The sequence below is a fragment of the Mitsuokella sp. oral taxon 131 str. W9106 genome (assembly GCF_000469545.1).
In the GTDB taxonomy this organism is placed as follows: domain Bacteria; phylum Bacillota; class Negativicutes; order Selenomonadales; family Selenomonadaceae; genus AWVT01.
Genome location: NZ_KI273066.1, coordinates 5,859 through 22,875, shown reverse-complemented (window position 1 = coordinate 22,875; position 17,017 = coordinate 5,859). Strand labels below are relative to the sequence as shown.

At 61.2% G+C, this 17,017-nt stretch carries 9 protein-coding genes; all 9 read left to right on the top strand.

Annotation, left to right across the window (positions count from 1 at the left end; all coding sequences use genetic code 11):
• Positions 1-21: 21 nt before the first annotated feature.
• Positions 22-1,155, top strand: a complete 1,134-nt coding sequence (locus tag HMPREF1985_RS08890) for a S1C family serine protease (RefSeq protein WP_051349099.1) — start codon at positions 22-24, stop codon at positions 1,153-1,155.
• 3 nt (positions 1,156-1,158) lie between these two features.
• On the top strand, positions 1,159-1,638 hold the full coding sequence (gene rlmH, locus HMPREF1985_RS08885) for a 23S rRNA (pseudouridine(1915)-N(3))-methyltransferase RlmH (RefSeq protein ID WP_021772265.1): 480 nt from the start codon (positions 1,159-1,161) through the stop codon (positions 1,636-1,638).
• A 124-nt stretch (positions 1,639-1,762) separates the two neighbouring features.
• Positions 1,763-3,742 (top strand): penicillin-binding protein, encoded by a 1,980-nt coding sequence (locus HMPREF1985_RS08880; protein ID WP_040637558.1) that lies wholly within the window; start codon positions 1,763-1,765, stop codon positions 3,740-3,742.
• A 136-nt stretch (positions 3,743-3,878) separates the two neighbouring features.
• On the top strand, positions 3,879-4,106 hold the full coding sequence (gene secG / locus HMPREF1985_RS08875) for a preprotein translocase subunit SecG (protein ID WP_021772263.1): 228 nt from the start codon (positions 3,879-3,881) through the stop codon (positions 4,104-4,106).
• A gap of 154 nt (positions 4,107-4,260) precedes the next feature.
• Positions 4,261-5,007 (top strand): alpha/beta hydrolase, encoded by a 747-nt coding sequence (locus HMPREF1985_RS08870; RefSeq protein ID WP_021772262.1) that lies wholly within the window; start codon positions 4,261-4,263, stop codon positions 5,005-5,007.
• 208 nt (positions 5,008-5,215) lie between these two features.
• Complete coding sequence (rnr, locus tag HMPREF1985_RS08865; protein WP_196805389.1) at positions 5,216-7,867, top strand: ribonuclease R; 2,652 nt, start codon at positions 5,216-5,218, stop codon at positions 7,865-7,867.
• Between the two features lie 127 nt (positions 7,868-7,994).
• Positions 7,995-8,468: an SsrA-binding protein SmpB gene (gene smpB / locus HMPREF1985_RS08860; RefSeq protein ID WP_021772260.1), complete on the top strand. Its 474-nt coding sequence runs from the start codon at positions 7,995-7,997 to the stop codon at positions 8,466-8,468.
• A gap of 189 nt (positions 8,469-8,657) precedes the next feature.
• Entirely contained in the window at positions 8,658-9,983 is a 1,326-nt protein-coding gene (locus HMPREF1985_RS08850; RefSeq protein WP_040637549.1) for a flagellin N-terminal helical domain-containing protein, read from the top strand.
• A gap of 257 nt (positions 9,984-10,240) precedes the next feature.
• Positions 10,241-17,017 (top strand): YDG domain-containing protein (locus HMPREF1985_RS08845; RefSeq protein WP_196805388.1); only part of this gene is annotated, 6,777 nt, incomplete at its 3' end.

The following is a 17,017-nucleotide window of genomic DNA, read 5'->3' as shown; positions in this document are numbered from 1 at the left end:
ATTATTATGGAGGGATTTCCTATGCACACCATCCATTCTTATCATAAGGTCAGCACAAAGAAGCGCGTGAAAATCCTTGCTGCGCTCGTCTTTGCCTTTTCCGCAATCGTTTTTTCGGGCTGTTCGGCAAGCACGGCTGGCACGAATTCGGGCAGCGGAGCGGCAAGCACTCCCGCCGCACAGGCCCAGCAGGCGACCGAAAAGCTCTCTGCCGCAAGGAATACGCCGGTCGTCCGCGCGGCGCAGGCAGTCGGGCCGACCGTCGTCGGCATCACGAATAAGGCGGTCGCGCGCGACTGGTTCAACAACCCCGTCGAGACGGAGGGCGTCGGCTCCGGCGTCATCTTCAAGAGCGACGGCTACATCGTCACGAACAACCACGTCGTGAGCGGCGCGAAGGAGATCATCGTCTCGCTTGCGGACGGGCGCAGCCTGAAGGGCAAGGTCGTCGGCGCCGACGAGGTCACCGATCTCGCCGTCGTCAAAGTCGATGCGCATGACCTTCCGACGGCGAAGTTCGGCGACTCGGACCAGATCGTCGTCGGCGAGCCTGCGATCGCGATCGGCAACCCGATGGGGCTGGAGTTCCAGGGCAGCGTGACGGCAGGCGTCATCAGCGCGCTCAACCGCACGCTTGACATCAGCGACCGCCGCGTGAAGCTCCTGCAGACGGACGCGGCGATCAGCCCCGGCAATTCGGGCGGCGCGCTCGTCAATGCCGACGGCGAAGTCATCGGCATCAACAGCGCGAAAGTCGCGGCGAGCGGGGTCGAGGGAATGGGCTTTTCGATCCCGATCAACACGGTTCAGGAGATCATAAGCGAGCTCATGGACAAGGGCTACGTCGCGCGCCCATACCTCGGCGTCTCGGTGTTCGACCCGCAGACGGCGGCGCGCTACGGCTACCAGCTCAACATCGACAAAGGCGTATACGTCTTCCAGATCACGGCGGGCGGCCCGTCGGCCAAGGCAGGGCTGTCGCGCGGCGACATCATCCTGAAGATTGACGGCGCAGAGGTCAACAGCGTCAGCGACCTCCGCGCGAAGGTCGGCGAGCACAAGGTCGGCGATACCGTCGACGTCGTCATCGACCGAAACGGCAGCCAAAAGACTGTGGGCATCACGCTCGATGAGATCCCGCGGGACGAGCGCTGAGCCGTGAGGATCACGATCGTATGTGCAGGCAGGATCAAGGAACGCTACCTCGAAGAGGGCATCGCCGTGTTTATGAAGCGCCTCGCACCCTTCGCTGACGTGGAGATTCGCGAAGTGCGCGAAGAAAAGATGCCGGATGCGCCCACGCCCGCCGAAAAGGCGCAGGTGCTCGCGCGCGAGGGCGAGAAGCTCCTGCGCCTCGTGCCGGAGGGAAGCTGCCTCGTCGTGCTCGACGTCTTCGGAGAGGAAATGGCGTCCGAGGCGCTCGCGGAAAAACTGGATGCGCTCGCACTCGCGGGCAGAAGCCGCGTGACGTTTCTCATCGGCAGCGCGTTCGGGATTTCCGACGCCGTGCGCCGAGCCGCTGACTTCCGCCTCTCCTTCTCGCGCATGACGTTCACGCATCAGATGGTGCGCCTGCTGCTCGTCGAGCAGATATACCGCGCATTCAAGATCAGCCGCGGCGAGAAATACCATTGGTAAGAAAAAGCTCTCAGCTTGCATGCTGGGAGCTTTTTTTCTTGTGCCATGTAATGCGAAGCAGAAATATTTTTGTTATAATAGGAAAGATCGGCAAGCGGACAAGCGGAAAGGAGGGATGGGCATGATGAAAAAAAGGACGGCGCGGCGCCGTGTGCAGCGCAATATCGGCTATGCGGTGATCGCGCTGACCGGCCTTTTCCTGCTCGTGGCCCTCCGCTACGGGTGGCTGCAGATCGTGCAGGGCGACGCGCTCGGCGAGCGCATGCGAAACCAGGTCGGCGAAGAATTCGCGATCCAGTCGCTGCGCGGCACGATCACCGACCGCAGCGGGCGCGAGCTCGCCGTTTCGACGATGACGAAGTCGCTCTACGTCGATCCCGCGCACGTCCAGGATGCGGACGCAGTCGCCGCCGACATCGCGCCGCCGCTCGGCATGACGCCGGAGGAGATCCAGAAGGACATCGCCGTCGGCGGCGGGTTCGTCTGGGTCAAGCGACGTCTTGAGCACGATGAGTACGAGGCGGTGCGCCAGGTCATCCGCGAAAAGGGCTATGCGGATTGTCTCGGATTCCGCGATGAGGCGAAGCGCTACTACCCGAACGACGTTCTCGCGGCAAACGTGCTCGGCTTCGTCGGTACGGATGACAAGGGCCTGGACGGCGTCGAGCAGGCCCTCGACGGACTGCTGAAGGGCGAGGTCAAGGAAGCCTACATCACGACGGACCGCCGCAGCCGTCCGATCCTCGACTCGATCTTTGAAAGCCGGCGCCACTACCAAGGCGAGTACTGCAAGAGCGTCGAGCTCACGCTCGACAGCGCCGTGCAGTTCATCGTCGAACAGGAGCTGGACCGCACCGTCGTCGAGACGCGCCCCAAGGCCATCACCTGCATCGTCATGGATCCGAAGACGGGCGAGGTACTCGCGATGGCATCGCGTCCCTCGTACAATCCGAACAAATTCTGGGACTACCGCCCGGAGGTTTGGAAAAATCGCAGCACCTCGTTCATCTACGAACCCGGCTCGACGTTCAAATCCATCGTCGCAGGCGCGGCGCTTCAGGAGAAGGTCGTCTCGCCGAATCAGGTCTTTGTCGACCCCGGCTACGTCATGGTGTCGGGGCGCCGCATCCAAAACTGGAACGGCGAGAGCTTCGGCACGGTCACGTTTACGGACGTCGTCAAGAACTCGCTCAACACGGGATTTGCACAGGTCGGTCTTCGCCTCGGCGCCGAGCGCCTCACGGATTATGCGAAAAAATTCGGCTTCGGCGAGCGGACGGGCATCGACCTCCCCGGCGAGGAGCAGGGCATCCTGTTCGATCCCCATGCCATGCGCGATTCCGATATGGCGACGATGGCGATCGGACAGAGCATTGCGGTGACGCCGCTGCAGCTCGTCACCGCCGTCTCGGCGATCGCGAACGACGGCGTGCTTTTGCAGCCGCATATCGTGCGCAAGATCACGAATGTCGACGGCTCCGTCTACGAGGAGCGCGGCCCGAAGGAAGTGCGCCGCGTGCTTGAGTCGGCGACGGACAAGACGCTCATCGGCCTGCTGGAGCAGGTCGTCGCTTCGGGCGGCGGGAAGAAGGCGGCGGTCAAGGGCTACCGCATCGCCGGCAAGACGGGCACGGCGCAGAAGATTCGCGAGAATGGCGCGGGCTACATGGACGGGCACTACATCGCCTCGTTCTGCGGCTTTGCACCCGTCGAGGATCCGCGCATCACGGTTCTCGTGATGATCGACGATCCGAGCCTCGGCGACTTCTACGGCGGGCAGATCGCAGCCCCCGTCGCGGGGCGCATCTTCGCCCAACTCTTCCGCCACCTCCACATCGAGCCGTCGAGCGATCCGTTTGCGGGGATGGACGCAACGGGGAAAAAGGCGGAGCCAAAGCCGAAGTTTGCGGGGGAAGTTCCAGAAGGCGAAGCCGTCGTGCCGGACTTTACGGGCAAGAGCCTGCGGGAGGCGGCGCGCCTTGCGGCGGAGCGCGGCATCACCTTTGAGAGCGAAGGCTCCGGCGTTGCGGCAGGGCAGTCGATCGCACCGAATACGCTCGTCGAAAACGGGCGGCGCGTGACGGTCTTCTTCCATTCCGAATGAACGGAAGCTCGCGTGCGGTGCGAGCGATTTCGCTCCGTTTGTTCGTTTGGGAGAAGATTTCTTGTCAATGGCGCGAAACCTATGGTATGATAGACTAGAATACGTAGCGATACAGCGACTGGAGGATAAATCATAGATGCTTACCGTTTTGATGGTTCTTGACGCGATCGTCTGCATCGGGCTCATTGCGTCCGTGCTTGGACAAGAAGCGAAGTCAGCCGGCATGGGCGGCATGGGCGGCGATGCGGATACCGTTTTTTCGAGCAAGGCACGTGGCATGGATGCGCTGCTCGCGCGCGTGACGGTCGTGCTCGCGGTGCTCTTCGCGCTCATCACCGTGATCATTGCACGCATGACGAACTGATCGGCGCGCCGGTGCCCCTGCTTTTGGAAAATCGGGAGGTTTTCTTGGCGGGGGTGCGTTTTCGTGCAGAAAGACACGGCGGGGAATCGCGCGAGAAGCATGCGCCAAGAAGTGGAAAAGCACATTGTGCCAGGTGGAAAGAGGAGGATGCCCCATGATCCTAGCGGGAGCAGAGCCGTTTTTCATGCCCGGCGGCAAGCGGGGTGTCTTGCTCGTGCACGGCTTTACGGGGCTTCCGGCGGAGCTTTTGCTTATGGGCCGCGATTTGAATGCGCGCGGCTATAGCGTCCTTGGCGTGCGCCTCGCGGGACATGCGACACGGGCAGAGGATCTCGCCTGCACGACGGGAGAGGACTGGCTCGACTCCGTGCGCGACGGCTACGCGCTGCTGTCGGGGGCGTGCGGCCGCATCGCCGTCTGCGGCCATTCGATGGGGGGCTTGCTCGCGCTTTTGCTCGCAGCAGAGAAACGCGTCACGAGCGTCATCTCGATGGCGGCGCCGATCTACATCGCGGCGGAGCAGCGCATCGGGGAGCTGCCGCCGCGCGCGGCGTGCATCGGACGCTATGTGCCGAAGGCGAGGCGGAAACTGAAAGGCGTGCCGGAGGCGGCAAACCAAACGTATCGGCGCATGCCGCTCGTCTCCGTGCACGAAATGCTCGGCGTATTGGCGCGCGCGAAGGCGGCTCTCCCTGCCGTGACCGTCCCCGCGCTCATCCTGCATGGGATCCATGACCGGACCGCAGATGCGGGCAGCGCGCTCTACATTCGCGACCATATCGGGAGCGCAGAAAAGTCGGTCTTTTGGCTGCATCGTTCCGGGCACCTGCTCCCGATGAATGGGGAGCGGGATCTCGTATTTGAACAGGCAGCGGCATTCTTGGATCACACGATGAAATAAACGGACTTGCAATGTTAGGAATCGCGGATGACGCGGATAAAATAAAGTTCGTCCGATTGGCGCAGCGGTTTCGTCCGAACGAGGTGGAAACCTAGACGCAGCGCGGCGCTCTGCGGCGGATGTTCCGCCGAAGCGCGGGAAAAAAGATGCGTCAGGATGGCGCATCGGAATGGATCCGTGCTTCCTTTGCTTGAATTTGGAGAATGACATGGACTTAAAAGAACGGATTTTGGCGTATATGCATGAGGAAGCGTATCGCCCGCTCCTCGCGGAAGATCTCGCGGAGGAAATGCACTTGGAAGGGGAAGACCTCGTCGGCTTCGGCACGGCGCTTGAGGCACTCGAAGCCGACGGCGCGATCATCAAGAACCGCAGCGACCTCTACGGCGTGCCGAGCCGCATGCACCTCGTCGTCGGCAAGCTCTCGATGACGGCGAAGGGATTCGGGTTCATCGTTCCCGACGTGCGCGAGTCGGAGGAAGAGACGGACGTATTCGTGCCTGCTTCGGATCTGGCGACGGCGATGCACGGCGACCGCGTCGTCGCGCGCGTCCATGCGGCAGAGGAGGAGGGACGCTCGCGCGAGGGCGAGATCATCCGCATCCTCAAGCGTGCCAATGAGAAGATCGTCGGCACGTTCGAGAGCAGCAAGACGTTCGGCTTCGTGACGCCTGACAATACGAAGCTCACGCAGGACGTCTTCGTGCCGAAGAAAGAAGCGCACGGCGCCAAGACGGGCAGCAAGGTCGTCGTCGCCATCACGAAGTGGCCCGACCGCCGCCGCAACGCGGAAGGCCGCGTCATCGAAGTGCTCGGCAAGATCGGCGATCCCGGTGTCGACGTGCTCTCCGTCATGCGACAGTACGACCTCTCGGAGTCGTTCCCCGAAGACGTGCAGCAGGCAGCGGACGCCTGCGAAAAAGAGCCATCGCCGGAGGAGTACCGCGGGCGCCGCGATCGGCGGGACTTTCCCATCGTCACCGTCGACGGCGACGACTCGAAGGATCTCGATGACGGCGTCTACGCGAAGCGCCATGCGGACGGCAGCTTCTTCCTCGGCGTCTACATCGCCGACGTGAGCTGGTACGTGCGCGAGAACCAGCCGCTTGACCGCGAGGCGCGCGCGCGCGGCACGAGCGTCTACCTCGTCGACCGCGTCATTCCGATGCTGCCGAAGGAACTCAGCAACGGGATATGCAGCCTCAATGCGGGCGTCGACCGCCTCGCGATGGCGTGCGAGATGGAGGTGCGCGCCGACGGCGAAATCACGAGCTACGAGATCGTGCCGGCGGTCATCCACGTCTACCGCCGTCTGACGTACAACATCGTCAACAAAGTGCTCGTCGATAAGGAAGAGCCGTTTTGCAGCGACAACGAGGACATCCGCGCGATGCTCGAGACGCTCAAAGATCTGCGCGGCGCACTCAAGGACAAGCGCCGTCGCCGCGGCTCGATTGATTTTGACCTCACGGAGATCAAGGTCAAGCTCGACGAGAAGGGACATCCCGTCGCGCTCGTCAAGCGCGCGGGCACGCTCGCGGAGAGCATCATCGAGGAGTGCATGCTCGCGGCGAATGAGACGGTCGCGCGCCACATGGATACGCGCAATCAGCCCTTTATGTACCGCGTCCACGAGCAGCCGACAGGTGAGAAAATCGAACGCCTCAACAGCCTCCTCTCGACGTTCGGGCTTTTCGTGCACCAGAGCGAGAGCGGCGAAATTGAGCCGATGGACGTACGGAAGGTGCTGGAAAAGGTGTCGGGAAGACCCGAAGAACGCATCATCAGCGCCGTTGCACTGCGCTCGATGCAGCAGGCGCGCTACAGCGAGATGAGCCTCGGCCATTTCGGCCTCGCCGCGCGTTACTACACGCACTTTACCTCGCCGATCCGCCGGTACCCGGACCTCATGGTCCATCGCCTTTTGCGCGAGGCGGCAGAAGCGGGCGGCAAGATCCCAGCGGCTCGCGCAGAGCAGCTTCGCGTGCTGCTGCCTGAGATCGCCGAACATTCCTCGGCGCGTGAGCGCCTTGCGACCGAAGCCGAGCGCGAGACGACGGATATGAAGAAGATCGAGTACATGGCGCAGTTCGTCGGCGAGGAATTCGACGGCATCATCAGCGGCGTCACGCAGTTTGGCATCTTCGTCGAGCTCGACAACGGCGTGGAAGGGCTCGTGCACGTCTCGACGATGGTCAACGACTTCTACGAGTATCGCGAAGACCTCTATGCGATGGTCGGCGAGCGCACGAATGCGCAGTACCGTCTCGGCGATCCCGTGCAGATCCTGCTCGTCCGCGCAAACGTCGAGGAGCGCAGCCTCGACTTCGTGCTCAAAGACAACGGCGCCTACGACCCGACGGCGATGAAGAACGCCGTGCGCGGCGGGCGCAAAGGCGGAAAGAGCAGCCTGGACACCGGGGACGGAAACAGCAAAAAGAAGGAAGCTGCAGGCGGCAACCCAAAGCGCAGGCATCGCGGCGGCGGCAAAAAGCGCGGCGCATCGGACGAAAAGCTCCCGCAGGAAAATCGCTCGCAGGAGGCGAAGAAATCGAAATCCGGGCGCGGCGGGAAGAAAGGCGGGAAGCTTTCGCGCGGCGAGAAGAACCTCATGCGGATGGCGCGCGGCAAGGAGCGCAGCTCCTACCGCGATCTCGGCGTCAGCACACGGGAACGCGGCGACTACCACCGCGTCCGGGTCACGGGGCTGAATAGTGCCGTTTGGCCCGATCCGCCGGGGTACCACGGCGGAGAGAGCCGTCGCGAAGATGCGGAGCGCATGGAAAAGGCGAAGTCTGCCCCGCGCCGCCGCCCGCGTCCGCACCGCAAGACCGAAAACGGAACGGGAAACGCGAAGTAAGGAAGCAAGATTCAACGCCAGATTGCCGGATTCGGCACAGCCGCCTGCAAAGCGAGGCGTCTTCGCACGGCATGCATGCCCGTGCCATTTTGCCATTTGATGCAGACGTGGATTCAAGGGGAGGACTATGGGAAAACAAAACGCAGGCATCAAGATCGCCTGCGAGAACCGCAAGGCGCGCCACGATTACTTCATTCACGAGACGTATGAAGCGGGCATCGCGCTGCAGGGAACGGAAGTCAAATCCCTTCGCGCGGGCAAGGCGAACCTGAAGGACAGCTATGCGGTCATAGAGGGCGGCGAAGTCTTTGTCGAGAACATGCACGTGAGCCCATACGAGCAGGGCAATATTTTCAACCACGACCCGCTGCGAAGGCGCAAGCTCCTCCTGCATAAGGCCGAGATCGGCAGGCTTTTCGGCAAGACGCGCGAAAGGGGCTTTACGCTCGTGCCGCTCAAGATATACTTCAAGCGCGGCAGGGCGAAAGTAGAGCTCGCGCTTGCGAGCGGCAAGCACAACTACGACAAGCGGCAGGCGCTTCACGAAAAAGCGGCCAAGCGCGACGTCGAGCGGGCACTCAAGGATCGGCAGCGCTACTGAATGAAATGGATCAAATGACCCTTTTTTGTTTTGCAGATCGTATATTCGTGGAGGAAACCGAAATCCGTCTGAGAAAAATGCTTAAGGATAAATGGCATATCTACGATAGATAACATAGAGACAAAACGATTTATACGCAAAATGCGAAATGGCAGGGCAGCTATCAAGTGGTACAAGGAGGCACTTCCCATGGCAATGATCATCAAAAACAATATGCCAGCAAAGAACACACTCAATCAGCTCGACAAGAACGACAAGGCGCTTGCGAAGTCGTTGAAGAAGGTCGCTTCTGGCATGAAGATCAACAGCGCGGCAGATGACGCGTCGGGCTATGCCATATCCGAGAAGATGCGCGTCCAGATACAGGGACTCGACCAGGACTACGACAACACGCAGACGGGCGCGAGCCTGCTCAAGGTCGCATCGGGCGGTCTCCAAAGCTCCGTCGATGTCCTGCGCACGCTGAAGCAGAAGGCGATCGATGCGGCGAACGATACGAATACGGATGCAGACCGCGCGACGATTCAGAAAGAAATTGATCAAGCCATTGACCAGCTCGATGAAAATGCGGAAGTCACCTATAATGGCAAGACCTTGATCGATGGCTCGCACAATAATGAGGTGTACCAGCCGGGCACGCGCACTACGTTCACGAACGAAAGCCTCGATCCCGCGACGAGTTCGCTCGATGCGATTACGGATCTGAAGGATTTTGCGGGACGCAGCCTTGGCATCATGAGCGACAGCAAGATTGAGATTTCCACGGTCTACCAGGGCAGGACGGTCACGCGCACACTGGATCCCGTGGGGACGGAAGTGCTGGCGGACATGATCAACCATGCTCGCCCAGTTCCCGCGACGCCGCCCGCCATGGTCTCCATTATAGGCGGGAACGACTACATTGGCTTGGATCGGGTCAACAATGAGGTCAGGACGGCCAGCGGCAATGTCGCGATGAACATAACTGCCGCAGATGCGGGCGTGGATCACCAGCTTTCGGGCGTCACGTTCAAGGTCGTGAATTCGAACGGCACGCTCAACCGCACGGCAAACGATGTGCTCAACAATTTTTCCGAGACCATCCGCGCCCAGGATCCATCCCCGGACAACGCGTTTGTCTTCCATATCGGCACCAAGGCGAACCAGTCCCTCAAGATAGGCTTTGAGGACATGCGCAGCTATGCGCTCGGACTTCGCACGGCAGCCGGAAAGACCATCAGCGTCTTGACGCAGCAGGACGCAAGTGCGGCGATCAACGTATTCGACAACGCACTCGCGAAGGTGCTCAACCAGCAGACGGAAGTCGGTTCGGTGCTTTCCCGCATGGACTACACGGGCGACAATATCACGACGGCGAGCGAGAACACGCAGGCCTCCGAGTCCGTCATTCGCGATGCGGACATGGCGAAGGAAATGACGGCATACACGAAGAACAACGTCCTGAAGCAGGCTTCCCAGTCCATGCTCGCGCAGGCGAACCAAAACAGCAGCAGCGTGCTGAGCCTGCTGCAGTAATGCAATCAAAAGAGCGTATCTCTGCTTTCGGTGGGGATGCGCTTTTTTGCTGTATCGTTATGGGTGTTCCATTCGTATCTCTATCCTTGACAGGATGTGCAATGGGAAAGGCAGGCTGCCGCTTAAACCGATCGTCGTTTGCCTTGTGGTTTGCCTTAAGGATATCGACAAAAATTCGATATCATTGTATAATGATAGCCTAGGAAAATTGTCACGTTTTAGGGGAATGCAATACGCCGCAGATGGGAGAGGTCACGATGGGCAAGGATAGACGGAGAGAACGGGTTGCGAGGAGCGTAGGACTCGCGCTGACCGCCGGGATGTTCAGCATCGTCCCGACGGCTTTTGGCGCGCCGATACAGGACACGTCCGTCGCGACGACGGCAGCCATCGCGCAGGGAGCGAGTGCGGCGCCCGGAGCGGGCATCGATACGACGATCACGAGCACGGTGCAGAACAACGTCATCGGCTGGAAGGACTTCTCCGTCAAAAAAGACGAAACGGTTGCGTTTGATAACAAGAATTACATGAACATCGTCACGGGTGCAAATACGTCGGAAATCAACGGCATCGTACAGGGCGGCGGCGATGTCTATGTCGTGAACCCGAACGGCATCATCTTCGGCAAGGACGCGCAGGTGAATGTCGGCAATCTCTACGCCTCGACGCGCTACGTGGATAGGGCGGCTGCCGAAATGGCTAGGGCGGCGGGCAATCTCCAGAGCGTGCTCGCGATGCCGTCTGCCGGCGTCGCGGCAGACGTCGTGAACCTCGGCAAGATTTCGGCGACGAAGGTCGAGGTCGAGGGCGCGAACATCCGCTTCGTGAGCGACCACGTCTCAGCGACGGGCGCGAATGTGACGCTCAAGGCGGACGGAGCAAACGGCGGCTACATCCACGTCGGCAATGCAACCGCTGCCAGCCCATCCTACACCATGCAGAACCTTGATGGCTCAACGGCGGCGGCGACGTCCGTGACGGACAACTACCAGACCGTCGACGGCTCGAACTGGACGACGAAGTTTGCGGCAAATTCATCGGGCAACTTCATGCTGGTCGACGACATCGACGCGACGACGGCGACGGGCTTTGCGCCGGTCGCTTCGTTCTCCGGCAAGTTCGACGGCATGTTCCACAAGGTCAGGAACATGACGAGTACGACGGGCGGCGGTCTGTTCCGCACGACCGCGAACGCCACGATCCAGAACGTTGGCATCGTCGATGCCACGATCACAGGCGTTTCCGCCGCTAGCCCCGGAGGCGCGCTGATCGGGAAGGCCACCGGGGTGACGACAGTCGACCACGTCTACTCGGACGGCACGACGAGTGTTTCGGGCGTCCAAACACATGCTGGCGCCCTCATCGGCACTGCAGGCACCTCCATGAGCGACAAGACGAATATTTCGTACAGCTATACGACGCGCGCCAATGAGGCCGCCAGCAAGGCGATGATTGGCAACCTGACAGGCGAGGGGGCGGTCGACCATAGCTACGTCATCGCGAATTATCCTGCGGGCAGCACGACGAATTACGGCTTCTTACACTACGTGGCTGTCCCAAACTCGAAGTTCAACGTGCAGAACAGCTATTTCAGCACGCCGCTTTCCACTGCCGACTCGACCATGTCGGGTGCAACTGCGCCGACACCGCCTGTGGTGGATTCCATCATCATCCGCAAGTATGCGGCGGCCAAGCTGTACAATCATGCGGGGGCGGCAACGGATATTCCTACGGTCACGCAGGACGATGTCCAAAGCATCAGGATGTACAACACGCCGCAAAGCGATACGCCGGGCGCGTCGAATATCGGCTGGCTGGGCGACATCTCCGATACCGGCGGCGTCCACATCGACACGGCGACCGGCAAGGTCACGCGTCCCTCCTGGCGCATCTACGAGGGGCGCGCGCTTCCGATTCTCACCTCGATGACGCGCGGCATCAAGACGGTGGACTATCGCTATGCCTACTACAAGAAAGGCACGGGCGGCACGTATACGGAGCAGGACACGGCGGCGACGCGCTACAACGGCGGCAAAAACGGCGGCAGGGACATCCCTGCAAGCGGGACGAATCCAGCAGACGGGCTTCTTTACAATGCCCGCTTCCTGAAGATCGTGGACGAGGACGGCAAGGAGCTTCAGGACACGACCTCGACGGCAGGCGGCGTTGCGGCCGACGGCAATATCGCGCAGAATAAAGCCATCGCATTCTCGGGGGATCGGGGGACGCACATCTTCTACGGGCAGGATGAGGGGAAATACGGGCAACTGCACGCGACCTATGACGGGGCGCAGCAGTCGCGGGCGCTCCTTTGGTCCGACCAGGCGGGCTACGACCTCGTCGGCGGCAACATCTCCATCGCGCCGCGCACGGTTTCCGTCCCGCAGAAGGATCTCAAGGAAGTCGTGTTCAAAAAGGAGTACGACGGCACGGCAAATGTCGATGCGTCCAAAATTGCGGCGCTCTACGAGGGGACGAGCACCAACGTTCACGGTATCCTGGATGAGGATAAGGCGGCAGGCCTCGTCGTCAATACGAGCGGAATCACGGGCAAGTACGTCAACCCGGATACGACGAAGGCACAGTCCGCCGCAGAGGACTGGGACCGCCCGACTTCGTACACGAATGCGGACGACAAACAAGACGTGGGGGCGAAGAAGTATGTCCATTTGGGCGGCACGCTCACGCTGACGTCGAACGGCAGCGCCTATACGGGGCATGACTACGTCATCAATCCGGCGGACGCCGCCATCGACACCTTTTCCAAGGGGCTGATCTATCAGCGGACGCTAGCACTCAGCACGCTTCCTGCGGCGAGCCAAAAGATTTACGACGGCACGGCAGACGTCATGACGGCAGGAAACGGCCTTTCCACGGATACCGCCCGAAACTTCACGACGGCCGATTTCAGCATGGACAGGACGAATGTCCATGGCGCGGACGATGTCGTGCTCAGTGTCAGCGGCAAGGCGAAGTACGTCGACAAGCAGACGGACGGCACGTACCAGGAGACGAAAAAGGTTGGCACGCACGACATCGCGTATACGGGCATCAAGCTCACGGGCGCGACGGCGGGCAATTACACGCTCGTCTACGGCAGCGAAGCCATCTACAGCAAAAAGGGCAGGCTGACGAAAGACAGCAACTGGAACGCTGCCGTGGCACCCGTTCCATCGGATGCATCGACGGGCGGCACGGGCGTCCTCCATCAGGCGGGCGGCAAGATCACGCCGCGCACGATCAGCCGCACGGACTACGCATGGTACAAGAACGTATCCGGGATCCTGACGGAGCAGGATGCGACGCGCCAGTACAACGGACACACGTCGTACACCGACCCCGTCGGCCCCACGGATGGCCGCACGGTAAGGCTTTCCTCCACGGCGACGCCGACCGCGCTGGGTCTCGTCGGAACGGATGACATCCAGTTTACCGCTACGGCGGCAGACTTCACGACCGCGCAGGGCACGGGCAGCCCGCTGACGAAGAACGTGTACAACGCCGCGCTCGGCGCGACGGACGGCGCGCAGGCCGTCCGCTACAAGGTCACGGTCACAGGCTCGGATGCGGAAAACTATGCGTTCCTTGACGCGCCGACTGTCGCGCTCAAGACGGACGGCACGCAGTACGACGTCTACGGCAAGGGCACGATCACGCCGCGTGAGCTGAAGGTCAAGGCAGGCGCGGCGAAGGCCGTCAAGCCGTACGATGGCGATGCGAAGGTCAAGCGCGGCGGCACGGGAACCGAGAACCTCGAATTCGGCACGGACGACTACATCGTCTACGACGACGACCCCGCGAAGACGGAAGCGGAGAATGAAAGGTACCACCTCGTCGCAGGCGACACGGACAAGATTGCCTATACGGGCATCTACAAGCAGACCGGCACGGAGGCGGCAAAGGACGTCAACTGGGATGCGGCGAATCATGTCGTCCTCGACAAGGATGTGACCTACACGGTCACGGTCAAAAACGGTGCGAGCCCCTCGGCAAACTACACGTTTGTCGGGGCTGCTTCGGCTGCGCCGAATCAGGTCTCCCTCGACGCAGGAAAGGGCGGGCGCATCGAGCAGAGAGAACTCACGGGCTTCAGGATGGGCGATGTCGAGAAGTTCTACGACACGACGGCGGAGCTCAACGGCGGCACGGACAATATCGTCAGCGGGAAGAACACGAATACGGTAGACCGGGCGCTGAAGGATGCGACGGCGACGGGGCTCGTCGGCACGGACAAGATTTGGGATGTGTTCGACGCGTCGAAGATCCAGGGCGCGTACGGGAGAACGGCGGCTGGCACATTCACGGAGAACGAGCACGTCAACCGCGACGCGGCGCAAAATGTCATCAAGACGGCCGTGCGCTACGCGGGGACGAACGGTGCGGCGAGCCTCGCGGACGCCATGAAGGATCACAACTACACGCTCGCGGCAGGAACGCTGCAGGGTGACGGAAGCTTCGTGCAGGAGAAGGGCGGCAAGATCAAGCCCGTGACTCTCCAGCATGTGACGGTCACGGCGGACCATGCGGAAAAGGTGTACGACGGCAACCAGAACGTCATCGCGCCGGCGGGGCACGAATCCGAGGGGGCGGCGTATTTCCTGACCCATCATACGGGGACGGATGCGGGGAAGCTCCATGCCATGACGGGCACATCGAACGGACATACAGTGCATGTCGACTACCATGTCGTGAGCGGCGCGTACGCATCGAAGGACAGCCATAACGGCGCGCTGCAAAACGTCACCTACAAGCTCAAGGCCGTCGAGAAAGGCGACTACACGCTCGACGCCTCGCTGAAGGATGCGTCGGGCAACTACAGCTACACGGCCGTAAACGGCGGCACGATCACGCCGAAGACGGTCTACGCGAGCGCCAAGCGCGACCCGCTGACGAAAGTCTACGACGCAAAGCGCGCGGCGGGCGTCGCGGGCGATGCTGCCGTAACGCTTGAAGGCCTCATCGATGGGACGAACGAGAGCACGGCAGCCTACTACGATAAGAACGTCGGCACGGGCAAGACGGTCACGTACGAGGTCAAGCTCGACCCCGCGACGCAGGCGCTCGGCAACTACTACATCGTCGACCGCAGCTATACGGGGAACGACCCCGCGAACCATCGGATCACGCAGCTCCAGACGATGGACAACGCGATCACGCCGGCTTCGCTCACAGTCACGTTCGGCACGCCGACGAAGGAATACGACGGCAATACGAATATCCAGAACCCCGCGCAGATCAACGCGCAGATCACGGGGCTTTTGACGGGCGACAGCGGCGTGCAGGATCAGGTGACGCTCAATCCGGCACTCCTCAGCCAGGCGAAGTATAACGACGCGAATGTCGGCATGGGAAAGCCGATCGACTACACGCTTGAGCTGCAGGGCACGGATGCGGGCAACTATAGGCTCGCATCTGCGACGCAGAAAGAGAATCCGACGACGCACGCGCAGGAATGGCATCAGACGGGCTATGGCGTGATCACGAAGAAGCAGGTCGCGCCGGGTGGAAATCCGTTCAGCGTGACGCTCGCGCCCATCACAAAGGCCTACGACGGCACGGACGCCGTCGCCTACGACCATACGGGCTGGCAGTACGGGCAGGGCGGCGCAGGCGCGAAAAAGACGGCGGGCGACTACGTGAACGCGTTTACGCTTGCAGGCATCCCGCTTCAGGCGGCAAACGGCGACTATTCCATCACCTCGGCGAAGTACGATTCGCCGAACGTGGGCGCATCGTCGGCAGAGTACACGTTCAAGATCTCCGATACCATCGCGAAGAACTACGATTTTTCGGCGCTCTCCCCCGGCGTCTTCGATAACGGCGTCTACCATTATACGGCAAGCGGTGCATCCATCACGCCGCAGCGCGTGGTAATGACGCTCACGGCACCAGAGACGACGAAGGTCTACAATGGCCTGCGTGATGTCGTGACGAACGCGCAGACGAATGTCACGGGCACGCCGGTCGATCTCACGCCGCTCGTCGCCGTCAGCAAGGCGGATCAAAAACATGACCTCGCGCTCACGGCGAACGACCTCTCGGCGCAGTATGCGTCAAAAGACGTGCAGTTTGACGGAGCGGGCAACGTCGTGGCGCAAAACGTCACCTACAAGGTCAATCTCCAGACGAACCCGCAGAACTACGAACTGTACGTTGATGCCACCGCAGCGACGTCCGGCGCGGGCGGAACTATCGGCGCGATCGACCTCATCGGCAAGGGCAAGATCCTGCAAAAGGAAATCCGAACCATCACATTTGGCGACGAAGTCGAGAAAACCTACGACGGAACGGCGCGCGTCACGGAAAACGCGAGCGGAACCGAACCCAAGGACACCATGAATCAGGCCGCATCGACGGCGCAGAGCGCGGACTTCGTAAACGGCGAGACGTTCGGGCAGATTTTTGATGCGACGAAGCTCAAGGGCTACTACGGCACGGGCACGAATGCGGCAAGCTTCCAAAAGGACGCGAACGTCCTGCGCGAGGGCGGCGCCGTATCGAAAAAGACGATGCAGTACATGGGCAGGACGGCATCGGGCGCGGACGCCGACATCGCGACGGCCATCACGAACCGTAACTACAAGATGGCAGACGGCGTGACCTCCATCGTGCAGGAAAAAGCAGGAAAAATCAAACCGAAACAGATGAACTTTGACGATGCCGTCAAGGTTGATTTTGGTGCGATCCAAAAGGTATACGACGGGAGCACGGACGTCAGCTACAACCATTCCGCGTGGAACCGCCAGGACACGGGACGCATGGATGCGAAGGACTATATTCACTCCGTTCGCATCGGGCCGTCCGCTGCGAGCATGACGACGCTTGACCCAGAAGAGTATGCGGCGAAGGCAGCCTATGACAGCGCAGACGCCGGTGTGCGTACCGCGCACTACACGATCACGCTTGCGCCTGCGGCAGCGCAGATGTTCAACAACTACGAACTCACGACAGCACCGAGCTCCGGCGTCTCTTACGACCCGGCGGCACATGCGATCAAGATGGCGCACGCGGGGCAGATCACGCCGCAGGAAGTC